The sequence below is a fragment of the Crateriforma spongiae genome (assembly GCF_012290005.1).
GTDB lineage: Bacteria > Planctomycetota > Planctomycetia > Pirellulales > Pirellulaceae > Crateriforma > Crateriforma spongiae.
Window position 1 is genome coordinate 618,148 of the sequence record NZ_JAAXMS010000002.1, and the last position, 24,281, is coordinate 642,428.

Genomic DNA, 24,281 nt, shown 5'->3' on the forward strand with positions numbered 1-24,281 from the left:
GAAACCTGGAAAGGCTGACGGTCGAAGAAGTGTCGCCGGTGAATCAGCCAACGTGTGCAGGTCCCTGGCCCGTGCGGTGCGAACTAGCCCGCGATCTGACGCACCTTTTCGAATTCCGATTCCACACCGGCGTTTCCATCGAAGCGTTCGGTATCGTCGCCGTAGTACCAATCCGATCGATCGTCGGCCGAAGCCGACCGGGTCCGCATCGCCAATCGTTCGTGAGGATTCAATTGCAGGGTTTTGGGGGTTCCATAGGTCGATTCCAAGCGAATCGTGCCGTCGTGGTGCTCCACCAATCCGGTACAGTTTTCGACCCAATCGCCGGTGTTGAAGTAAATGGAGTCTTTGCGGCGGACGATCGCCGGGGTGTGAATGTGCCCACACACCACGCCTTCGCAACGTCGCTGTCGTGCGTGCTGCATGATCGATGATTCGAAACTGCTGATGAACCGAACGCCTCGTTTGACTCGGTCTTTCAAAAACGCACACGCACCATAGGGATTCGACCCGACGCGTCGTCGATTGACCCACCGATTCAGGCTAAGCACAAAGTCGTACACGCCGGCGGTCGCGCGAGACACCCATTGTGCCCGGGTTTCAAAGAAGTCGAACAGATCGCCGTGGGTGATCAGCAAGCGCCAGCCCTGCAGGGTTTCAAACACGAATTCATCGGCGATTTTCACTTGGGAAAATGCTTCCGGAATCATCCGCAGATAGTCGGCGTTTCGCAGAAACGCGTCGTGATTGCCGGGCACATAAAACACCTCGGTGCCTTCGCGGATTAACTGCTCTAAGTGATTCAGAATCTGGTTGCATTCGTCCGGCCAGTGCCATCCCTTGTTGCACTTCCAACCGTCGATGAAATCACCCACCAGATAAATCTGTTCTGGTTGATAGGATTGCAAAAAGTCCAAGCAGGCTTTGACTTGTGCGTGCTTGCATCCGAGATGAACGTCGCTGATCAGAAGGGTCCGGACCGACGTTGCAGCAGAGGCCATGGGGTGTTCCGTCGTTTCGGGAATCCGCGGCACCGACAGGCGACCGCGATCGGGATACTTCGCTTCCTGGCGAACGAGTCGAACAATAGCAACTGAGTGTTCAGATTCGATGACGCTGACATACGTGTTGTGCAAAGTTTGTCAGCATCGAAGGCGAAATTCGTTGATCATCCGGGGTTTTGCAGGCTCCGCCGCCTGACCACCAACGACGCCGCTGGGCGGTATCGATCAAGGCGGTGTGAACGGGGACGATCGACTGCGGGATACAGTAAAGGAACGGTGCAATCGCAGGATTTCGCCGGCTTGCCGCTCCGGCGTCCCAGAATGATTGCCTTTTGTCCCTTCCGTCATCGGTCCGATCCGCGTCATGCGTCGCTTTCCTGTCCCGTCGATTGCCTGGATTTATCAAAAAATCATCGTTGTGGGTCTGACCAAACGGTGCCCGCTGAGCGTCCAGCAATTGGTCGGCTCGTTCGCGCTGGTTCTGACTACGAGCCTGTTGGGTTCCGTCGTTTGCGCCGAAAACTCCGGTTCTTTCGCGTCAGTCGAAGCGTCTGCCGAGGCAGTCGGCGGCGACGCCCGGCGTGGGCTCCGCCTGCTGCTCGAGACCCCCCTGATCCCCGCCGACTTTGACCAGGAAACGTTTGATGCGGTCTGGCAAAGCTGGCCGGAACCGTTGCGAAGCCGCGCCAAACAATCCCCACCGGAAATTCGACGACAGATGGCGTTCGAGCGTTATGGCCTGACGCCGCGTCCGGCGGGACTTCGTGACACCGACGACCGGCCCGATGACCGACCGATGCAGTACGTCGTCGATGATCAGGGACGCTGGACAATGAACTGTCTCACCTGCCACGGCGGCATGGTCGACGGGCGACCGTACCCCGGCGCCCCCAACAACCGATTTGCACTACAAACGTTGACCGAAGAAATTCGGGCGACCAAGTGGATCCTGGGCAAACCATTGGCGCGGATGGATCTGGGCGCAATGGTCATTCCGCTGGGCAGCACTCACGGCACCACCAACGCGGTGGTCTTTGGCATGGGCTTGATGCATTACCGCGACGCCGACCTGAATTTCCAACCGAAGATTCCGGGCAAGTTCACACACCATGACATGGACGCACCGCCGTGGTGGCACTTCGCAAAGCGACCGTACATCTACATCGACGGGTTCGCGGCCAAAGGGCATCGTGGACTGATGCAGTTCATGTTGGTGCCTGAGAACGGCCCGACGTTCTTTTCCGATCACGAAGACGACTTCCGCGACGTCTACGCGTACCTGTCTTCGTTGATGCCGCCGAAATTCGAAGGAAAAATTGACACGGCCGTCGCGCGACAAGGCAAAGTTTTGTTCGAGGAACACTGTGCCAGGTGCCATGGCACTTATGGAACCGACGGGACCTATCCCAACCAGCGGATTCCGATCGATGACATCGGCACCGATCGTGTGCGTTTCGATGCGTTATCGGTCAGCGGCCGCCAGAAGTACGCCGACAGTTGGTTCGCCAAAACGGAAACTGCGGAACGCCGCAGCATTGCATCTCCCGATGGTTACGTCGCACCACCGCTGGACGGCGTCTGGGCCAGCGCGCCGTACTTTCACAACGGCAGCGTGCCCACGTTGTGGGGTGTATTGAATCCCGACCAGCGGCCGGCGGTTTGGCGTTCGGATCGCCTGGAGTTCGATTCACAGGAAATCGGGCTGTGTCACGAAGTGGTGGATCAAGTCCCCGCCGACGTTTCCGACGCCGCCGTCCGCCGCACCTATTTCGACACCGGCCTGCCCGGCAAAAGTCGCATCGGCCATGACTATCCCGATGTCCTGACGGAGCCGGAAAAGCGTGCCGTGCTGGAGTACCTGAAGACGCTGTAGCGGCGTCGCCACGTGTCGCTATGGATATGGCGGCACGCGTCTTCTTTGTCGTCACGTTTCGCTATCGAAGTCGATCGGCTTTCGATTTCTTTCGAACCGTCGTCATCGCTCTCTGAGTGCCGGTACCGCACCGCGGTCGCGAACCGTCACATCGGTCGCCGGCCGGGCGAAAATCGCCCGTCTACTCGGCAAGGCCGGGCATGCGTATAACGGTGTGTTCGCTCGACGGCGACGCATGGCGGACGCCCAACGACCGCCCATCGTCGCCGCCAACACCGACCTATACGGCCGCTGCGTCGAGGAGGCCTCGCGCCGTGGCGACCAGAATTTAAGGAGTTCGATTCGATGACCAGCACACAGATTCTGGCCGCTCGCGCCGGCGAAGTGACCGCAGAAATGAAATTCGTTGCCGAGCGTGAGGGCTTGGACGCCGAACTGATTCGGGACGAAGTGGCCGCCGGCCGATTGGTCATCCCTGCCAACAAGGTTCACGCCGCCGGTGCGCTGGAACCAATGGGCATCGGCATCGCCGCAAAGTGCAAGATCAACGCCAACATCGGCAACAGCGCGGTCACCAGTAACGCCGACGAAGAATTGCAAAAGTTGCGGACCGCCATCCATCATGGCGCCGACACGGTGATGGATCTGTCGACCGGAAAAGACATCGACAACATCCGCCGCGTCATCATCGACAACAGCCCCGTTCCGATCGGCACAGTGCCGATCTATCAGATGCTGGAAGAACTGGGCGGCAACATCGAAGACATGAACGCCCAGCACTTTTTGGACATGGTCGAACACCAGGCCAAGCAGGGTGTCGATTACATGACGATTCACTGTGGCGTCAAACTGGAACACCTGCACCTGAGCGTCAATCGGGTCACGGGCATCGTCAGCCGCGGCGGATCGTTGATCGCCAAGTGGATGATGGCGCACAACAAACAAAACCCGCTGTACGATGCTTTTGACGATCTGTGTGACATCATGCGGCAATATGATGTCACCTGGTCCCTGGGCGATGGGATGCGGCCCGGAAGCATCGCCGATGCCTCCGACGCGGCACAGTTTGCCGAACTGGACGTGCTGGGTGAATTGACCCGACGCGGGCAAGAAAACGGCACGCAGGTCATGGTCGAAGGCCCGGGACACATCCCGATGCACCAGATCCAAATGAACATCGAAAAGCAGATCGAAGTCTGCAACGGCGCCCCGTTCTACGTCTTGGGTCCACTGGTTACTGATATCGCACCGGGATACGACCACATCACCAGCGGGATCGGTGCCGCGATGGCCGGATGGTACGGCGCCGCAATGTTGTGCTATGTCACGCCCAAAGAGCACTTGGGATTGCCCAACGAAGAAGACGTCAAACAGGGTGTGATCGCGTACAAGATCGCCGCCCATGCCGCCGACGTCGCGCGGGGCCGAAAGGGTGCCCAGGACCGGGACGACGCCCTGTCCAAAGCACGATTCGAATTCGACTGGAACGAACAGTTTCGCCTGTCACTGGATCCGGAAACCGCTCGCCGCTATCACGACGAGACATTGCCGCAAGAAACCTTCAAAAGTGCAAGTTTTTGCAGCATGTGTGGCCCGAAGTATTGTTCAATGAAGATCACCGAAGACATTCGTAAAATGGCCCGCGAGAAAAAGCTGGTGAATCTGGAACCGTAAGCGTCGACGGCAATGCCACGCCACACGCCGATTCAGCCTCCTTTGCCATAGCGACCACGTGAATCGAAGGCCCCGGGCCTGATCGCTTCTCCCGATGGGTGCCACCGGCACCTCGCTTGGTCGCTTCGGTGCAACACCACCGCCACGCCACCGCCGCCACGCGTTTGCCCCTTCGATGGTCGGCTAAATTGGTGAACGCCCGGCGACACGATAGATCCCCAAAGACCGCCCGGTTGTATGAAACTTCGCGACGATCTTCCCGCCTCCATTTCGGTCTTTTTGGTGGCGTTGCCCCTGTGCCTGGGGATCGCCCTTGCATCCAGCAGTGAAGCGGTCCCCGTGCCGCTGATGAGCGGGCTGATCGCGGGCATCATTGGTGGAATCGTCGTCGGTTCGATCAGCGGATCGCACACCAGCGTCAGTGGTCCGGCGGCCGGTTTGGTGGCGATCGTGATTGCCCAAACCGAAGCGTTGGGATCGTTCGAGGCGTTTGTCCTGGCCGTTTCGCTGGCCGGCGTGATCCAGGTTTTCTTGGGCGCGATGCGGGCCGGCGTCATTGCCTATTACTTTCCGTCCAGTGTGATTCGAGGCCTGCTGACGGCGATCGGTGTCATCCTGATTCTGAAACAGTTGCCACACGCGGTGGGCTATGACCGCGATGCCGAAGGCGATTTCAGTTTCTTTCAAGCCGACGGCTACAACACGTTCACCGAACTGGGGCACATGTTCGAAGCGTTCAGCGTCACGGCAACGGTAATCAGCCTGGGATGCCTGTGCATTCTGATTTTTTGGGAGAAACGCTTTTCCGGAAAGACTCCCATCCCCGGCCCCTTGGTGGCGGTCGTCGTGGGCACACTGATCAACGAATTGGTCGGGCTGATTGCCCCCGACTATGCCCTGGGTGCAAGCCACCGAGTGCAACTTTCCGGCGGCGCCGATTCGTCGTCCGGTCTGTTTACATTCCCTGATTTCAGTGCGCTGCAGGATCCACAGCTGTATCTGGCTGCGGTCACCATCGCCTTGGTCGCATCACTGGAAACCTTGCTGAACTTGGAAGCGGTCGACCGCTTGGACACATTGAAACGCGTCAGCCCGGCCAACCGCGAACTGTACGCCCAAGGCATTGGCAATATCTGCAGCGGTTTGATCGGCGGCCTGCCGGTGACCAGCGTGATCGTCCGCAGCAGCGCGAACGTGTACTCGGGGGCCAAGTCCAAAGCTTCCACGATCATGCACGGCATTTGGCTGGGCGGCACCGTGTTCACCATCCCCTGGTTGTTGGAACAGATCCCGTTATCAGCTTTGGCGGCGATCCTATTGTTCACCGGTTACAAACTGGCCAAACCGGCAATCTTCATGGACGCCTGGAACAAAGGCTGGAATCAATTCCTGCCGTTCGCCCTGACCGTTCTGGCAATTGTGTTCACCGATTTGCTGATCGGAATCGTCATTGGTTTGATCGTCGGTGTGATCTTTGTTTTGCGATCAATGGAACGCACGCCATTTTTGAGCGAGCAAGAAAACCCGGTCACCGGAAATGTGACACGCTTGAAATTCGGCCAACACCTGACGTTCTTGAATCAATCACGCGTCCGCAAGACGCTGGACAAGTTTGCCGAGGGCAGTCACCTGATCTTGGACGCCAGCAAGACCGAGTACATCGACCCCGACGTCTTGGACACGATCCGTGACTTTCGCGATGTCAAAGCGCCCGCCAAAAAAATCGATGTCAGCTTTGTCGGTTTCCGTGATCGCTATGCCTTGGAAGACCGCAAGGGCTACAGCGATGTCGTGACCCGAGCCAAGCAAGCGGAATTGACACCGCTGGAAACATTGAACTTGCTTCGCCGGGGCAACGAGCGGTTCTTGTCCGGCGAAATGCTGGAACGTGATTGGTCACACCAACGCGATCAAACGTCCGAAGCTCAACACCCGATGGCCGCGCTGCTGGGGTGCATCGACAGTCGCGTCCCGGCGGAACTGGTCTTTGACGTCGGCATCGGTGACATCTTTTCCGTTCGTGTGGCCGGAAATGTGGTCAACGAAGACGTCCTGGGATCGTTGGAATACGCCGCGGAAGTCGGCGAAGTGAATCTGATCGTCGTCCTGGGACACACCCGATGCGGTGCGGTCACCGCGGCTTGCCAAGGCGTCAAACTGGGACACGTGACCGAGCTGATCGAAAAGATTTCGCCGATCGCACAGAACGTCCGAAGCCACCATACGGGCGAAGAAGACGCCGAATTTGTCGATCAAGTCGCCAAGCAAAATGTTTTGCACGTGATCGACGAAATCATCCGTCGCAGCGAAATCGTTGCGAACCTGATCAAAGAGGGCAAAGTCGATATCGTCGGCGGCATGTACCACCTGAAAGAAGGCCGTGTCGAATTCTTCGGCGGCATGATTGAACGACTCTCCGACACGGCGGCCACTTGACCGGAACTGCCCGCGCCATCGACATCGCCCGGGCGTCACATCGGGCGGGGCCATGCATGTCACTTCGCCGCGCCGCCCACTTCGGCAACCTTTGATCCTTACCGTTCCCGCGACGCACGGGTATCCTGCGCCCCATGGAAGTCTCTCAAAAATTGACCGACCGCCTGATGCAGTTGGTCCATACGGCCGAATATCGCCCCAGCAAACCGAAACACATCGCGGCCGCTTTGAAGCTGGATCCGGATGAGTATCGCGAATTGCGGCGCGTCATCAAACAATTGGTCATTGAAGGCCGCCTGGTCTATGGCGGGAACCATTTGGTCATTCCGGCCAGCGCTTTCGAAGGCGGATCGGACACCCTGCGCGGCAAGTTTCGCCGCGCCATGGGCGGCGGATTCGGGTTTGTCCGCCCCGGCGATGGCGGCAACGATCGTGACGCCGAAGTCCCCGACGATATTTTTGTGCCCCCCGGCAAAACAATGGGGGCATTGGAAGGCGACATTGTCGAAGTCCGCATCGAACCCGGACGACGTGGCGGCACCGAGGGCGAAGTCGTTCAGGTTCTGCAGCGGGTTCGTCGCCAGTTCACCGGCACGTTTCAAAACGAACAAGGATCTCCGGTCGTTTACCTGGATGGGACGCCCTACGAACACCCGGTGCATGTCGGAGACGTTCGGGGGATGCCATTGACGGCCGACGACAAAGTTTTTGTCGAACTGGTGGAGTTCCCCGGTGAAGATGGCTTGGGCGGTGAAGCGGTCATCCTGGAACGACTGGGCACCAGCAAGAATCCCGCGATCGACACGCTGTCGATCATGCGGCAATTTGCGTTACCCGACCACTTTCCCGAAGCGGTGTTGGACGACGCCCGCCAGGCCGCCGACGCTTTTGACGACGAATCGGTGCCGGACGATCGGCTGGATCTGACCGACAAGCTGACGATCACCATCGACCCGCGTGACGCGCGTGATTTCGACGACGCGATCTCGCTGGAACGCGAAGACGGCCGTTGGCGATTGTGGGTCCATATCGCCGATGTCAGTCATTTCGTACGTCCCGGCGGCCCGCTGGATCGCGACGCCCAGAACCGTGCGACCAGTGTCTATTTGCCCGACCGCGTTGTACCGATGATCCCTGAAATCATCAGCAACCACTTGGCCAGCTTGCAGCCGGAAAAGATGCGGCTGACCAAAACCGTCGAAATTGAATACACCGACGACCTAGTCATCACACACACCGAAGTGCACAACGCTGCGATCCGCAGTGACATGCGATTGAACTATGAACAAGTCGATCGCTTCTTGGCCGACCCGCTACAGCATCGCGGCAAATGGGGCGACGCGGTTTGCGATCTGCTGTCACGGATGCATGAATTGGCGATGCACATCCGGCGACGTCGATTCAAATCGGGATCACTGTCGATGGACATGCCCGACATCAAACTGGATTTGGATCGCACCGGTAAAGTCAAAGGTGCCTATCTGGTCGAACACACCGAAAGCCACCAGATCATCGAAGAGTTCATGCTGGCGGCCAACCAGGCGGTTGCAACCTGGCTGGACGACCAAGAATTGAATTTCCTGCACCGAATTCACGCACCGCCCGAGCGGCGCAAATTGCGGCAACTGTCGACCTTCCTGCAAGACTTGGGCTTGACCAAACAGTCGGTCGAAAGCCGATTTGAAATCCAGGCGATTCTGGACGCCGTTGCGGGCAAGCCGCTGGAAAACGCGGTCAACTTTGCCGTGTTGAAAGCAATGAGCAAAGCGATCTACGCGCCCAATCGCGAAGGTCACTATGCCTTGGACATGGAACACTATTGTCACTTCACCAGCCCCATTCGTCGGTACCCCGATTTGTCGGTGCACCGATTGGTCCAGCGATTGATTGAAAATCGTTCACCTGCCAACGAAGGCTCGCGTCCAGACGACTCGTTCGCCGAATTGGTCAAGCTCGGCCATCACTGCAGCGACATGGAACGCAACGCACAACAGGCCGAACGGGAATTGATCGAACTGAAATTGCTGCACTTTTTGAAAAAGAAGGTCGGTGAAACTTTGTCCGCGGTCATCAGCCGAGTTTTCGCCGACGGGCTGCACGCGAGATGCATCAAATTGCCGGTCGACGGATTCATTCCCGTTTCCAGTTTGCCCAAGGACCAGTACCGCTTTGAACGACGCGGTCAGATGATCGTCGGATTCAAAAAAGGAAACCAATTTCGCCTCGGCGACCAACTGACGGTGAAGATCGCAAACGTCGATCTACAGGACCGTCAATTGTTTTTGGAAGTGGTCACCAACCACAGTGCGTCGTCGTCCGCGGATCGTCCGCGCGAGCGGAACAGCAAAAAACCGAAATACAAAGCCAAGCGACAGACGGATCGGCGCGCAAAAAAGAAACGTCGCAGACGCTAATCGCCGACACGGGGGTGATTCCGCGCATCATCGTCCCGATGGCTTGTTCGGCTTTCCCCCCAGCCATCGCGGCAATGTGAAATCGGGGGTAGGCGGTCGTGACGGGTCGTCTACACTGGACGACCGAGGTGGCCGATACGGTCGCCCCAACACTGATCCTTTCCATCACGGCAATTGATTCCTACGGCATCGCGATGTATCGATCGCGTTTGCTACGGCGATACCTTTGTGCACCCAGGACCAGCATTCATGAATTTGGCCCCGGCCACCACGCCGTTAGATTCCTGGCACCGCCAAGCCGGTGGGAAAATGGTCGACTTTGCCGGCTACGCGCTGCCCGTGCAATACGCCGGTGGCGGAATCGTCGCCGAGCATCAAGCATGCCGCACAGCGGCGGCACTCTTTGACGTCTCGCACATGGGACGCCTGCGGTTTGATGGCGTGGGCAGCGAAGCGTTGCTGGATCACTTGCTGACACGCCGCGTCAGCGACATGCCGGTCGGCCGGGTGCGATACGGATTGCTCTGTAATGCCGAAGGCGGCGTGTTGGACGATGTACTGGTTTCACACCTGGAAACACCGTCCGGCCAGCGTTACCACCTGATGGTGGTCAACGCCAGCAATCGCCAAAAGATTTGGAAATGGATCCAACCTCACTTGGACGATTTCCCCGGCGTCACGCTGACCGACCGGACGGAATTGACCGCGATGATCGCTGTCCAAGGGCCCAAAGCCATCGAACTTTGCGATCGACTGTTCAAGGTGCCGCCGTCGCGTCTGAAATATTACCGCGCTACGATCACCGAACAGTTTCAGAAACCTGCGATCGTCAGCCGAACGGGTTACACCGGCGAAGACGGATTCGAATTGATCGTGCGTGCCGAAGACGCACCGCGTGTTTGGGAAAACTTGTTGTTGGCCGGACGCGACCACGGTGTGATTGCGGCGGGTTTGGGCGCACGCGATACGCTGCGTTTGGAAGCCGGCATGCCACTGTACGGTCACGAATTGACCGAACAGATTGACCCACTGTCGGCCGGACTTTCGTTCGCCTGCAACCTGAAGGACCGATCTTTCATCGGCGACGAAGCGCTGCGTCAGATTGCCGATGCCGGTCCCCCAAAGGTGCGAATCGGATTGTTGCCCGAAGGAAAACGTCCGGCCCGCGAAGGTTGTGACGTCGTATCGGCCGACGGCCAAGTGATCGGACGCGTCACCAGCGGTGCCCCATCGCCGACTTTGGGACGACCGATCGCGATGGCCAGCATCGACGCGGCACAAGCCGACAACCAGCGATTCGAAATCGACATCCGCGGCAAACGCGTCGCAGCGATTCGGACCGCCCTGCCCTTCTACAAACGCTGAACCCCGCGCACACGCGTTCCCCACGATTTCCGTTTTCAGATCTTTCAGGAGACCCAAGATGGCCCGTGACACATCCAAACTTCGCTACGCGGAAACTCATGAGTGGGTCGATGCAGGCGATGACGGCGTCGCAACGATCGGCATCTCCGCCTTCGCGATTGAACAGTTGAACGACTTGGTCTACATGGACCTGCCCGAAGTCGGAAAAGATGTCGCCGTGGGAGACGAAATCGGTGAAGTCGAATCTGTCAAAGCGGTCAGCCCTTTGTACAGCCCGGTATCCGGACAGGTGGTCGAAGTCCACACCGAGTTGCCGGACAACTTGGACAACCTGAAAGAAGACCCCTACGAATTCGGATGGATCATCAAAATCAAGATGACCGATGCGTCGGAAGTCGAAAAATTGATGGACCATGCGGCCTATGAAAAACAGTGCAGCGAAGCGGGCTGACCTGCACCTCACAGATCGGACCGTCCGGCTTGCAAGGCACGGCCGCAATTCCGTCACAGCATTACGAAACGTCGGACAGGACGACCGACGCTCTGGTCAAGGAAGCGATCAAACACGCCTCTGAAAAACCTTTGCAACAGCGTCATGGCCTATCTATTTCACACCGACGCCGACCGTGCACAGATGTTGGCATCGATCGGCGCCGATTCGGTCCAGCAGATCATCGACCAACAAGTTCCCCAAGATGTCCAATTGCAGCGGCCGCTGGACTTGGGCGATGCGGCTGGTGAACTAACGCTTGAATCGGAGATGCGTCGGCTTGCCGCCCAAAACTCGTCGGCATCCAGCCATGCATGCTTCTTGGGTTGTGGCGCCTACGATCATTTCATTCCCGCAGCGGTCGATGAAATCGCTTCCCGCGGCGAATACTACACGTCGTACACGCCGTATCAGGCCGAGGTCAGCCAGGGCAACCTGCAGGTGATGTTCGAATACGAAACGTTGATCACCCAAATCACCGGATTAGCCGTCAGCAACGCCAGTCTGTATGACGGTGGTTCGGCGGCCACCGAAGGCGTCCTGATGGCGTTGGCTTCGGTTCGCAACCGTGAAAAGGTCATCACCAGCGAAGCCGTCCACCCGGAATACCGCGATATCCTGGAAGCCTATCTGCAAAACATCGGCGCCACTTTGGTCACGGTTCCCGTTGGTGACAACGGGGATTCGTCAGCGATCATTTCGGCCATCGATGAACAAACCGCCTGCGTGCTGATCCAGCACCCCAATTTCTTGGGGCGACTGGAAGATGTCACCGCCATCGCCGATGCGGCACATGCAAAGGGCGCGTTGCTGGTTCAATCGTTCGATCCGATCAGCACCGGATTGCTGAAGCGCCCCGGTGACTTGGGAGCCGACATCGCGGTGGCGGAAGGCCAATGCCTGGGCAACCCATTGCAATACGGCGGTCCTTACCTGGGCATCATGGCGTGCCGAGAAGATTTGGTACGACGTCTGCCGGGGCGAATCGCCGGGCAAACCACCGACCGCCGCGGAAATCGCTGCTGGGTCCTGACGTTGCAAACGCGAGAACAACACATTCGTCGCGAAAAAGCGACCAGCAATATCTGCAGCAACCAAACATTGTTGGCCTTGCGGGCGACCGTCTACCTTAGCTTGCTGGGCCCTGAAGGCTTACGCGAAACCGCGTCACACTGTCTGCGGAAAGCTGATTACGCAAAACGACGAATCACCGCGTCGGACCGATTCGACATCGTCCACGACGGACCGGTGTTCAAGGAGTTTGTGGTCCGCGACCGATCCGATGATGTCGACGGTTTGCTACGGCACGCCGAATCTCAGGGCATTCTGGCCGGCGTTGCCTTGGGCCAATTCGACCCGTCCATGAATGATTGCTTTCTCGTGGCGGTGACGGAAAAACGCAGCCGCGATGACATCGACCGGCTGGCCGCTGTTCTCGCCGACGCGCCGTGCCGTTCGGCTGTGGCATCCGCCTAAGCCATCACGAAGGCACCCGATCAAGCGTGCCACGCGTCTTCCATCTTCGCCATCCGGTTCCAAGTCATTTGTCCGCATCATGCGAAACCAACAAGCCACCAATCTGCTGTTTGAATTAAGCCGTCCCGGACGCCGTGCCCATCGGTTGGACGACCTGGACATTGATTCGCCAGACGTCGAACACTTGATTCCTGATGAACACCGGGCCGATCAACCACCACCGTTGCCGGAGCTGGCCGAGGGCGATGTCGTCCGTCACTTCGTCGGTTTATCGACGCTGAACATGAGCGTGGATACCCATTTTTATCCGCTGGGTTCCTGCACGATGAAGTACAACCCCAAGCGGAACGAACGCCTGGCATCGCTGCCCGGCATCCTTGATGTGCACCCGATGCAATCCGAAGGCACCACGCAAGGTTTGCTGGCGTTGTTGTATGACCTGCAACACATGCTGGCGGAAATCAGCGGTCTGCCTGGTGTGTCGTTGCAACCGGCCGCCGGTGCGCACGGTGAACTAACTGCGTTGTTGGTGGCGGCTGCCTATTTCCGTGACTCCGGTGAAGACCGCCGAATCGTGTTGACGGCCGATTCGGCACACGGCACCAACCCGGCCAGCGCCCAGATGGCCGGGTTCAAAACCAAGGCGGTCAAAAGCAATGCCGACGGTTTGGTCGACATGGACGATTTACGTGCCAAGTTGGATGACCAAACGGCCGTCTTCATGTTGACCAACCCCAACACCTTGGGCTTGTTTGATTCACAGATCAAGGAAATCACCGACTTGGTGCACCAGGCAGGAGCCCTGATCTATTTGGACGGCGCCAACATGAATGCCATCCTGGGCATCACGCGGCCTGGTGATTTTGGTGCCGACCTGATGCACTTCAATCCACACAAGACGTTCTCCGGACCGCACGGTGGTGGCGGCCCGGGTGCCGGTCCGATCTGTGTTCGTGATTTCCTGGCGCCGTACCTGCCATCACCGATCGTGGATAAAGACGATCGGGGAACCTACCGATTGCGACGCCCCGACAACAGCATCGGTCGTGTCCGCAGCTTTTTTGGCAATGTCGGGGTTTTGGTGCGAGCTTACCTTTACATCCGGACCTACGGTGGCGAAGGACTTCGTCGCGTCAGCGAAGACGCACTACTGGGTGCAAATTATTTGCTAAGCAAAGTCAAGCACATCATGGATGTTCCACACGGCGAACGCTGCATGCACGAATTCGTCGCATCGGCGACCAAGCTGAAGAAACAACACGGATTGTCGGCGATGGACTTGGCCAAGCGAATTCTGGACTACGGATTTCATGCCCCCACCGTCTATTTCCCACTGGTCGTCGATGAAGCCGTGATGATCGAACCGACCGAGACGGAAAGCAAAGAAACGTTGGACGCTTTTGCCGAAGCACTGTTCCGAATCACCGAGGAAGCCGGCGACTTGGTTCACGAAGCGCCTCATACGACTCGTATCAGCCGACCGGATGACGTTACCGCCGCGCGGCGTCCCGTGCTGCGATGGCAACCAAAGTCCGAAACCGATTGATCAATGGCGGTCGTGAAACCTTTCTCGCTGCGATTGTTTCAACCCAGCGAATTTGACGGCCCGACCAACATGGCCATCGATCAGGCGCTGTTGGAATCGGTCGCATCGGGTGCCCCCGGATGCCTTCGTTTCTACACCTGGAAACGTCCGACACTGTCTCTGGGATACTTTCAGGCGTCGGCTGGTCGTCAGGATCACGCACACAGTCGAAACATCGACTTGGTACGTCGCAGCAGCGGCGGCGGCGCGATCGTCCATCATCGGGAATTGACGTACAGCCTGGTCGTCCCGCAACCTCGTCAGCAAACGGCCACGCGAACCGATCTGTATGAAATCATGCACGGCACCGTGACCGACATGCTTCACAGTGACGGCATCTCCGCGGTCCGCTGGGCAAGCGTTTCCAAGCCATCCGTGGTGCCGCCGCCGGCGGACGGGTCAACACCGCCGCCTTTCCTTTGTTTCCAGCGACGCACCGACGAAGACCTGCTGGTGGCCGGCTACAAAGTGCTGGGAAGCGCCCAACGTCGCAGCGGTGACGCGGTCTTACAACACGGCAGTCTGCTGCTGTCGGTCAGCCCATACGCCCCGGAATTGCCGGGGATTGCCGAGCTGTCGGGGGCCCGGCTGACAGCAACGGAGGTCGCGGCTCGGTGGTGCACTACGCTCGCCGAAAATCGGCATTGGCGGTTCCAAGAAGCCGAATTGCCCGCGTCGGTAGTTGACCGAGCCGCAATCATCCGAGCCCAGAGATTCGACGAGCCTTCTTGGACACACCGCCGCTGATCGCGAAAACTGCAGACAAAAAACACAGAGGGGAGTAAAAATTTGAAGCCCGCGACGGGCGATATTATCGCTGTAACGGCGTGTTATCGGCATTCATTCCCACCAAGATTCGGTATAAACTGGGAGATCGATTTACAGGTCCCGCTCCAACCTGCGGAAGACGGTTTGGAGATTTGACGAAGGCTGTAAATTGAAACCATGTCGCGGTTTCGATTCTTCCAACCGAGCCTTTGGCTCGATAGTTTCCGGAGCCTCGACACGGCAATGAATTGACAAAAAGGGTGTCGCATGCTGGTCAAGCTGAAAGTCTGCACGGGAAGTCACGAAGGAAAAGAGATCGCGGTCGCGTCCGAAAAGTTCTTGGTCGGACGCAGCGAATCTTGCCAACTTCGCCCCAAGAGCGAATCGGTCAGCCGCAAGCATTGCATCTTGGTGTTACGAAACGGTCGCGTCCTGCTGCAGGACCTGAAAAGCCGCAACGGAACTTTCGTCAACGACAAACGCTTGCCACCGGACAAGGCCAAGGTCTTGAAACCCGGTGATCGTTTGCGAATCGGCAAGCTAGAATTTGAAATTCTGATCGAACACGGTCTCAATGCCGCCAAGAAGCCCGAAGTCAAAAACGTGGGCGATGCCGCCGAACGCGTGGTGCAATCCGGTGCCGAGGAAAGCCGCTTCGAAGATATCGACGTCAGCAGTTGGCTAGACGAAGCCGACCAAATTGATCGCGTGCGTCAGTTGGCGGATCCAGAAACCCGGCAGTTTCATATCGATGCACCGGAGTCGGTGGACGCGGAACACGGCACCAACAGCGACAGTGACAGCGGCGAATTGTCCGTCGAAGAATCAGAAAAGCCCAAGCGCCCATCAAAGCAAAAGCCGGGCAAGTTGCCGGACGATAAGCGACGCAACTTGACGGAAAACTCACGCGACGCTGCCGACGACGCGTTGAAACGTTTCTTCACCGGACGCTGATTCCGTGTCGACAGCCGAAACCAACGCGGCTCTGGCACGTCGCGCGTGTTCCGATCGGGCCGCGCTGTCACAATTGCTGGTGCGTCATCAATCGGTCGTCTTCCAAGCTTGTTTTCGCTGGCTTCAACATCGCCAAGATGCCGAAGACGTGACACAGGAAACGTTCGCACGCGCGGCGAAGTACATCGATCGTTTCGATCCCGACAAGCCCTTTGGCCCGTGGCTTTTATCGATTGCGACCAACCGCTGTCGAACTTGGCTGTCCAAACAATCGCGCCAACCGGCCATGTCGGCGTTGGCGGACGCCAATTGCCCGGTGGGCCAGCCGGACACGGTCTTGCTTCGCGAAGAATTGCACCTCGCGCTGCGGCAGTTACCCGTCAAGCAGCGTGAGGCCTTCGAATTGTTTCATGAACATGGCATCGGTTACGACGAAATTGCCAGGCGACTGCGTTGCCCAACCGGGACCGCCAAGACCTGGGTTCACCGTGCACGCCGTGCCATGATGCAGCACCTGCGGAACCGTGATGTCACGCCGGCAATTCGCCCCGACGAACCGGTAACGCCAGCGGTTGCCCCGACGCCGTCCTTCGTTTCGGAGGCCCGATCATGATCCGATGCGAACAATTCCAACAGCGATTGGACGATCAAATGGACCGTCGCCAGCCGGTCCATCAGGATCCGCAACTGATCGAGCATGCGAAACACTGCTCGACATGCGCCGTGAATCTATCGGTGGCTCGTTCAATTCAGCAGATGGAGCCCGTCGCCACGGCGAATTATCCGCCAAAAACACCTGCCACCAAGCATCGCATTTCCAAAAATCGGAGCACCAAGCCGTCTTCGATCACCTGGGCTTCGGCGGCCTGTGTGGCGCTAGGTTTGATGATTTACGTATGGCCCGATCCAGCCAGCCCATCGGCGCAGACGGCCGATCGCCATGAAACGCAGGCCGTTCGTTCCGCCAATTCGATTTCGCCTGACGAAAGAGCGCTAGTCGGGACGTCGGATCCGTCATCGCCAATCGATCGCATCACCAACACGGATCCCAGGCTGCCACAATCTGTGCTTTCGGATCAATGGCTGGCCGGAGGTCCGACGCCGGGACCATCGGTACCGGCTTGGCAACAATGGCGACCGGACATGTGGGTCGGCCAAACCATGCCGGTCGTCCGTTCGGTCCGCAGCAGTGTTGCACCGGTCGGTCGGTCCCTGCTGAAAGCCATGGCATTGCTGGCTTCGGACCGAGCCGGAGAAACCAGTTAATGAATCGGCTCTGGTTCTTTGTTTTGCCTGTCGTCCTTGGCGGTACCACCGCGTTTTACCCCACATTTGTGGCTGCGGAACAATTGGTCCTGCTGCGCAATGGCATGGAACTGCGTGGCAACTACATCGAAATCCCTACGATCGACAAAAACGCGTTTTCGCGTGGCGGGACCACCGGCGGCGGTGCGCTGACGATCGCCATGATCGACGACGGATTGAAACGAACTTACGTGCATCGACGCGGCATGGTCGTTCGCGTCAATCAGATCGATCCACGGGGTCAAGCCATCGAGATCTGGCAGCCTAAACACGGCAGCGGGACTCCCGTCGGTGGTTTGGGTCGCATCTATGGCGTCAGCCCGCTGAACGCCTATGGACGCCGCGAGATTTTTATCCGCGGCCCCAAGGGCGATACCGAAGCCGTGCTGCAAGGCATCACTGAACTGACGCCGCGTTACGCCAGCCTAGAAGCATTGACCGGTCGACCGTCCTACAAGTGGGACATGCGAGTGGCGACGTCGACCATCGGCAGCGATTCACTGCGACGCTTGTTCGGTTCCATCTTTGACCAACAGAGTCGCGAAGAACGCTTGAAGGCGGTTCGTTTTTTCATCTCCACCGAGCGTTACGCCGACGCCAAAGAAGAACTTCAGCGGATCAAGAAAGACTTTCCCGACGCGAATGACGGTTTGGATCTTGATGCCAGCATCACTGAGATGTCCGAACAAATCGCGATGCAGTATTTGCAGGAAGCACAGACGCGGTTGGATGCCGGCCAACCTCAACTGGCTTCTGACATTTTGAACCGAATCCCCGTCGCCGAACTAAGCCGTGAACGTCGGCTGCAGGTGTCCGATGCAAAGGCGGCCATGACATCGCAGCAGCAGCGTGTCGATGAAGTGCGCGAGCGTTTGATCGAGCAAGTCGCCAAGTTGCCACAGCATTCCGCCGACGCACTTCAGCCTTGGCTGGATGAATTGGCCCGGGACTTTAACCCGGCAACGCTGGATCGACTAAGCGACTATCTGCGCCTGGGTGAACTGGACAACTTACCGCTTGAAAGCCGGGTCGCTCTTGCGGTCAGCGGCTGGATCATGGGCGGTGGTTCGGGAGAGCAAAACCTGAAGGTCGCCACTTCACTGATCGAAGTCCGCGATCTGGTCGTGGAGTACTTGGGTGAATCAACCGCCCAGCGACGCACGGAAATCCTGGATCGCATCAATCGCTTGGAAGGTGGCCAACCTGAATACATCGCTCGGATGCTGCCGCTGATTCGACCGGCACTGACGTATCCGGATCGATCCCTCGTCGAAGACCGTGTCGGTTTGATCGCGTGGCCACCACAACAACAAACGGATGCACCGGAGAACGATTCTGATCCGGTGACCACCGATTTTCAGTACGAAGTCCAGCTGCCACCGGAATACGATCCCCGACGTTCTTATCCTTGCATCGTTGCCTTACATCCAGCCGGTGGAAGCCCGAGACAACAGATCATTTGGTGGGCAGGCCAGTACAACGAAGGACTGCAACAGCGTGTCGGATTGGGATCCCGTCACGGCTTCGTTGTGGTCGCCCCGCAATGGAATCGACCAGGTCAACGCAGTTATGAATACACCGCGACCGAACACCATCGCGTGCTGTCGGCGTTGCGTCACGCGATGCGTCGCGTGTCGATCGATTCGGATCGCGTCTTCATTGCCGGCCACGGGCACGGGGGCACCGCCGCGTGGGACATCGCGGTGTCGCATCCGGATCACTGGGCTGGATTGATCGCCATCAGCGGTGAACCGGACAAGACGATCCTGCACTATGACAAGAATTCGCGTTACATCCCCAAGTACTTTGTGATCGGGGAAATCGACGGCAGCCCGCCTCCCCTGGCACGTAACGGTGCCATTTATGACGACTACTTGAAACCCAACGATGATTCAGTCGTGGTCGAATACCGTGGCCGCGGCAACGAGCACTTCTTCGAAGAATCGCCCGACTTGTTTCAATGGATGCAGTTGTCTTCGCATCGCCGCCCCGCCATTCCGCGTGACTTGGAACTGGCCACCATGCGACCGACCGACAATTATTTTTGGTGGCTGGAATTGAACCAGATGAACGATGCGGTTTTGGTTGATCCGGTGCTATGGGAGAACGTTCGCCGCGCCGGTTCCATCGATTCCAAGGTCAATGAAGGGAACCAGATCCGCGTTAAAGGACCAGCCAAAGAGTTTCGAATCGGTTTGACCCCCGACATGGGAATCGACTTGGCCGAACCGATCATCATCCGCTACGGCACCAACAGCCGTGCGTCGTTCGATTATGACGGCGGTGTGCAAACCATGCTGGATGATGTCCGCAGTCGTGCGGATCGACGTCGCCCATTTTGGATGTTCATTCAGATTCCTTGACGTTGTCGGGTTTGCCGATTTCGTCAGGGCGTTTTGAAGGCGGTCGTTTCGCTTCGCGATTCACTGGCCGGTCATCGGTGTTGCGACCGACGCGACCTGCTTTTGCAAAGCTTCGACGAGAGTACCTGTCCTTTGGTGGCCGGGGATTGTTGGCGGATCGCTGGAGTCCCACGCCGGAATCTCGGCGACAATTTGGTCATACTGTTGTCTCCACCTTCCCTTTCGGAGACCAACAAAGTGACCGACCCGACGTTCCGACAATCCATCATGGGCTGGTGCTTCAAACCCATGGACGCGTTGACTCTGGCGCGACATGCCAAACGCATCGGCTACTCCGCGCTCGAAGGAATCGACCGGTCGGCTTATCCGGAAGTCCGAAAAATGGGCCTCGAGATCAGCCTGGTCAGCAGCCACGGATTTCGTCAGGGGCCCGTGAACCCCGAGAATCACGCCATGGTCGAGGCCAAATTGGTGGAAGCGATCGACGTGGCAGTCCAAAACGGGGCCCCCAATGTCATCACGTTCACTGGAATGCGGGAAAAGGGCATTCAGGATGAAACCGCTACCGCCAACTGTTTGCGGTGTTGGAAAAGGGTGCTCCCTTACGCCGAAAGCAAGGGGATCACTTTGGTCCTGGAACACCTGAACAGCGTCGACGACAGCCATCCCATGAAGGGTCACCCCGGGTATTTTGGCGACGACGTCCACCGCTGCGTCGACATGGTCAGGTCGATGGATTCCCGGAACTTTCGACTACTTTTCGACATCTATCATGTACAGGTCATGCACGGAGACCTGATCCGTCACATTCGCCTTTATCACGACTTTGTGGGGCATTATCACACGGCAGGAAATCCAGGACGCGGCGAACTGGACGAGACTCAAGAAATCAACTATCCCGCAGTGATAACAGAGATACGGCGGACCGGATTTGACGGATTCTTGGCCCAAGAATTTATCCCCACCGCCGAAAACCCCATGGCGTCGCTGAAACACGCTTTCCAGATTTGCCAGGGATGATTTTTACTAGGTATTTCGAGCCCCTTGGATGGTCCAAGACATTCACCACGACGACGACCTGCGAAACGACTTCCGTCGTTTGGGAGTCCGACGTGACGAATGTCGACAAGCGGTCATTCGCGAAGCCGCTGCACATCGCGCTTCCAAAATCGCGGAAGTCATTTTCAGTCAGACGGCGTCAGAGCATTTTGACTTAAAAGAAACATCGAATCACCTTTCCGGCCTTGCGACGTCCACCTATCGGCTGTTGGATCCACGACGCCGTGTCGATTTTGTGCAGCGTGCCCACGTGGCGAGAATACTGCCCTGCGAGTTGGCGGATTCCGAAATTGCCGAATCACAGTTCCAGCCGCTGATTCTGCCCGATGACCGCACCACGCCATGGCTGTCCGCCGACGCGGATCGCTTCGGTGGAAATCGAGTTCAAACCGACCAGCGGTTTTGCAACGATCCCGTCGTGATTGTGACGCCCGCGGCTCGGTCACATCGGCCTCGAGGCGGCAATCGACCAGCCCAGTGGATCGGTCAGTGGGCTTGGTTCACCGCGGGTTGCGTGATCGCGTTGGCTTGCATTTTGCCGGTACTGAGATCGATCCGTTCGTCCGATCCCCCGGCCAAAGCCTTGACCAACGATGCGTTGCCAGCCAATGCGTCCTTGCCCGCCGCGGTCGTGCCCCTTGGCACCAACGCTGAGGTAGTCACGCCAACACCGAATGCGACGGACCGGGTGACTTTGCCGATACCCGAATCGACTTCGCCGAAGAAGCCACCAGAACAATCGACATCCGGCATCATTGCAACGGATGCATCATCCATCGACATGACACCCGGAGCCCCGGAAATCGATGCCAAGTCCATCGATTCGCTCCGCAGCAAACCGGGCGATGAATCGGCCAAATCGTCTGGGCCAGATGCCCACACACCATTGCCATTTGACGGTGAATCGGACCGCCAGCAAAGCGAGCTTGATGCACGGCAACAAAGCCTGCTGAAGATTCGCTGGAACGATTTGACCGCGGACCTTGTATCCGCCCTTCGAATAATCGCCGGATCGACACAATCTTTCATCGACGCACCGGATCAGCGGTGTGCAACCGCTTTCGCGTGGGCAGCCGAGCAGACCATCAGCACCGATCAAATGATCCTGTGGTCACAAATCGGTTTGGACGCATGCGAGACCAGCCTTTGCCACGAAGCATTCGACGCTTGCGATGTGATGATCGATAGCGTCGACACGATGAACTTGTCGCATCAACAGCGACAGCAGTGGGACCAAATGCGACGGGATGTCGACCAAGCCAAAGTCGTCGCCGAACGCGTGGGCGGATTTCAGCAACTGTTTGAACAGTCCCCAGAAACTCAGTTGTTAACCGCCCGCTACCGCTGTTTGATCTTGCGCGACTGGGACAGCGGATTGGCGATGGTGCCACCGACCGCCAGCGGACGATTCGCACGCAGTGCCCAGCAACAGTTGCTGCGTGACCCCCACGACGTGCGCGAACTGATTCGTGTCGCACAACTGTGGCTGCGTACCGCGGACGACGAATCAGGTCGAGAACGCGAATCGATTCACCTGTACGTCCGCGACCAATTGCAACAGGCGGCCGCAGTCGCCACGAATTTGCAACGGTTGGAATTGGACGAGATTCTTGATTCCCTACCCACGGTGCAAACGGCGAACTGACGTCGAACACGGATCCGTCGGATCGTCGTCCCAATGCGCCATCTCTATACGACGGTCTTTGTATCGCGGCATTTGACTGTCGGTCGCAATCTTGCCACGGAGAACTTTGTCCCAAGGCATGCGACCACCCCCAATGTGACGCATGGATTCGTCGGCCAAACGCCGCCCCACCAGACGGCCGTGTTGCGGGGTCGATGCAGATGCTGGTCATCGGTTGGCTGTCCCGTCGCCCGGGATTGACCGCCATTGATTGACCAGGTGTCCGGCTGGAATCCGATCGGCGACTTGACCAACACCATCAGCGGCGAAACGCGGTTGCGGACCGCACTCGGCGAACGTCTTTTTTTTGTGACACTGCACCAGCCGATACAATCTCGCGTTCCGTTCGCTGTCCGTCGCCGCAGCCCTTTCTGTTCCATCGCCCGTTCGACTTGAGATGTCCATGAATGCCGTTTTGGCTCCACCGAAATCATCAAACCTTCGTCAGCTCAGCGAAACCGGTTGGCAATCCAAAACGGTCAAACGCGAAATGCGTGACAACCTGACTCGGATGCTGGCCGAAGGCGAAGAACTGTTTCCCGGCATCGTCGGCTATGAAGATTCCGTGATCCCTGAAATCAATTTGGCGATCCTTGCCGGGCACGACATGCTTTTTCTGGGGGAAAAGGGCCAAGCAAAGTCAAAGATTATGCGGTTGTTGCCGCGATTTTTGGATCCGTGGGTACCCTACATCGATCACCCCGAATTGCCGGTACACGAAGACCCGTATCGTCCGATCACATCGTTGGGCAAGGACCTAATTGCACGACATGATCCCGAAGACATCCCGATCGCGTGGTGGCACCGAAACGAACGCTACAGCGAACGTTTGAGCCCCGGAACCAAGTTTGCCGACATCATTGGCGAGATTGACCCGGCCAAGTTGACCGGTGGCGTCAGTATGGGTGCCGAAGAAGCGCTTTCCTTTGGGCTGATCCCTCGTATGCACCGTGGCATCTTTGCCATGAACGAACTTCCCGAGTTGGACGACTTGGTCCAAGTCGGCTTGTTCAACATTCTGGAAGAACGTGACGTGCAAATCCGCGGCTTTCCGATTCGATTTGACTTGGATATCGCCATTCTGTTTTCGGCCAACCCCGCGACCTACAACCGCAGCGGAAAGGTGATTCCGCAGCTGAAGGACCGCATCGGATCCATCATCCAGACTCACTACCCACACGACCGTGTGGAGGGGATTGAGATCCTTCGTCAAGAATTGGCCGATGACCTGGATGGTGACTACCCGGTGCAGGTGCCGTTCTTCATGTACCAAATCGTCGAAGAGATCACGGCCCAGGCACGGCGTAGCAAGTACATCGACCAGGCCTCCGGTGTATCGGCTCGTTTTTCCTTGGCGAACTTCCGCAATATGGTCGCTTCGGCCCGTCAACGCGGAATCCTGCACGGGGAAAAACCCGCCGTGCCGCGAATCAGCGATCTGGGGCACCTGTACTCCAGTGCACTGGGCAAACTGGAATTGGACCTGATGGGCTCGCACCAGATGAGCGAGAAGCACATCATCGATTCGATCGTCGCCCAGGCGATCGAAACCGTTTTCGGGGAATATGTCGAAGAACACGGGCTGGCAGAGATCGCAGAAATTTTCCGCGGCGGTGTACGCGTCGAAGTCGGCGACCAGTTGCCCAGCAGCCAATACGCCGAACGATTGCAAAGCGTACCGCCGGCATGGGCAAAGGCTTTCGAGGTCAATGCCAGCGAAGACCAAGCGGTGCGTGCATCGTGCGTCGAATTCGTGCTGGCAGGCCTGTACGCCATGGACAAGATCAGCCGTTCCACCCAGTTCGGCAAAATCGAATACGAATTTTAGGCG

The 24,281-nt window shown here is 57.9% G+C and carries 17 protein-coding genes; 16 read left to right on the forward strand and 1 reads right to left on the reverse strand.

What is annotated here, in order from left to right:
• Positions 1 to 83: 83 nt before the first annotated feature.
• Positions 84 to 1,001, reverse strand: coding sequence for a UDP-2,3-diacylglucosamine diphosphatase (locus HFP54_RS06450; RefSeq protein ID WP_168564483.1), 918 nt, complete (start codon positions 999 to 1,001; stop codon positions 84 to 86).
• Between the two features lie 367 nt (positions 1,002 to 1,368).
• Between HFP54_RS06450 and HFP54_RS06455 the strand changes: the two genes are divergently transcribed.
• From HFP54_RS06455 to HFP54_RS06530, 16 genes are all read left to right on the forward strand, one after another.
• The gene (locus tag HFP54_RS06455; RefSeq protein ID WP_168564484.1) at positions 1,369 to 2,877 is read left to right on the forward strand and encodes a c-type cytochrome; all 1,509 of its coding nucleotides are present in this window, start codon (positions 1,369 to 1,371) and stop codon (positions 2,875 to 2,877) included.
• Between the two features lie 345 nt (positions 2,878 to 3,222).
• Positions 3,223 to 4,551, forward strand: coding sequence for a phosphomethylpyrimidine synthase ThiC (thiC, locus tag HFP54_RS06460; protein ID WP_145303543.1), 1,329 nt, complete (start codon positions 3,223 to 3,225; stop codon positions 4,549 to 4,551).
• A gap of 237 nt (positions 4,552 to 4,788) precedes the next feature.
• Complete coding sequence (locus tag HFP54_RS06465; protein WP_168564485.1) at positions 4,789 to 6,987, forward strand: bifunctional SulP family inorganic anion transporter/carbonic anhydrase; 2,199 nt, start codon at positions 4,789 to 4,791, stop codon at positions 6,985 to 6,987.
• 134 nt (positions 6,988 to 7,121) lie between these two features.
• Positions 7,122 to 9,401 (forward strand): ribonuclease R, encoded by a 2,280-nt coding sequence (rnr, locus tag HFP54_RS06470; protein WP_168564486.1) that lies wholly within the window; start codon positions 7,122 to 7,124, stop codon positions 9,399 to 9,401.
• A gap of 249 nt (positions 9,402 to 9,650) precedes the next feature.
• Positions 9,651 to 10,766 carry a glycine cleavage system aminomethyltransferase GcvT gene (gene gcvT / locus HFP54_RS06475; RefSeq protein WP_168564487.1) on the forward strand — a complete coding sequence of 372 codons (1,116 nt, stop codon included), beginning with the start codon at positions 9,651 to 9,653 and terminating at the stop codon, positions 10,764 to 10,766.
• A gap of 58 nt (positions 10,767 to 10,824) precedes the next feature.
• Complete coding sequence (gcvH, locus tag HFP54_RS06480) at positions 10,825 to 11,217, forward strand: glycine cleavage system protein GcvH (RefSeq protein WP_146410472.1); 393 nt, start codon at positions 10,825 to 10,827, stop codon at positions 11,215 to 11,217.
• Between the two features lie 144 nt (positions 11,218 to 11,361).
• On the forward strand, positions 11,362 to 12,732 hold the full coding sequence (gcvPA, locus tag HFP54_RS06485; protein ID WP_168564488.1) for an aminomethyl-transferring glycine dehydrogenase subunit GcvPA: 1,371 nt from the start codon (positions 11,362 to 11,364) through the stop codon (positions 12,730 to 12,732).
• Between the two features lie 79 nt (positions 12,733 to 12,811).
• Positions 12,812 to 14,278 (forward strand): aminomethyl-transferring glycine dehydrogenase subunit GcvPB, encoded by a 1,467-nt coding sequence (gcvPB, locus tag HFP54_RS06490; protein WP_146410470.1) that lies wholly within the window; start codon positions 12,812 to 12,814, stop codon positions 14,276 to 14,278.
• 3 nt (positions 14,279 to 14,281) lie between these two features.
• Positions 14,282 to 15,064, forward strand: a complete 783-nt coding sequence (locus HFP54_RS06495; RefSeq protein ID WP_168564489.1) for a lipoate--protein ligase family protein — start codon at positions 14,282 to 14,284, stop codon at positions 15,062 to 15,064.
• A 288-nt stretch (positions 15,065 to 15,352) separates the two neighbouring features.
• Entirely contained in the window at positions 15,353 to 16,039 is a 687-nt protein-coding gene (locus tag HFP54_RS06500; protein WP_146410468.1) for an FHA domain-containing protein, read from the forward strand.
• A 4-nt stretch (positions 16,040 to 16,043) separates the two neighbouring features.
• Complete coding sequence (locus HFP54_RS06505) at positions 16,044 to 16,652, forward strand: RNA polymerase sigma factor (protein ID WP_146410467.1); 609 nt, start codon at positions 16,044 to 16,046, stop codon at positions 16,650 to 16,652.
• 272 nt (positions 16,653 to 16,924) lie between these two features.
• Entirely contained in the window at positions 16,925 to 17,305 is a 381-nt protein-coding gene (locus HFP54_RS25165; protein WP_206036024.1) for a hypothetical protein, read from the forward strand.
• Positions 17,305 to 19,707: a carboxylesterase family protein gene (locus tag HFP54_RS06515; RefSeq protein ID WP_168564491.1), complete on the forward strand. Its 2,403-nt coding sequence runs from the start codon at positions 17,305 to 17,307 to the stop codon at positions 19,705 to 19,707. The genes HFP54_RS25165 and HFP54_RS06515 overlap by 1 nt, the downstream gene beginning before the upstream one ends.
• 204 nt (positions 19,708 to 19,911) lie before the next feature.
• Complete coding sequence (locus HFP54_RS06520; protein WP_235951302.1) at positions 19,912 to 20,727, forward strand: TIM barrel protein; 816 nt, start codon at positions 19,912 to 19,914, stop codon at positions 20,725 to 20,727.
• A 28-nt stretch (positions 20,728 to 20,755) separates the two neighbouring features.
• Entirely contained in the window at positions 20,756 to 22,411 is a 1,656-nt protein-coding gene (locus HFP54_RS06525) for a hypothetical protein (protein ID WP_168564492.1), read from the forward strand.
• A 442-nt stretch (positions 22,412 to 22,853) separates the two neighbouring features.
• Positions 22,854 to 24,278 carry a magnesium chelatase ATPase subunit I gene (locus tag HFP54_RS06530; RefSeq protein ID WP_168564493.1) on the forward strand — a complete coding sequence of 475 codons (1,425 nt, stop codon included), beginning with the start codon at positions 22,854 to 22,856 and terminating at the stop codon, positions 24,276 to 24,278.
• The last annotated feature ends 3 nt before the right edge of the window (positions 24,279 to 24,281 follow it).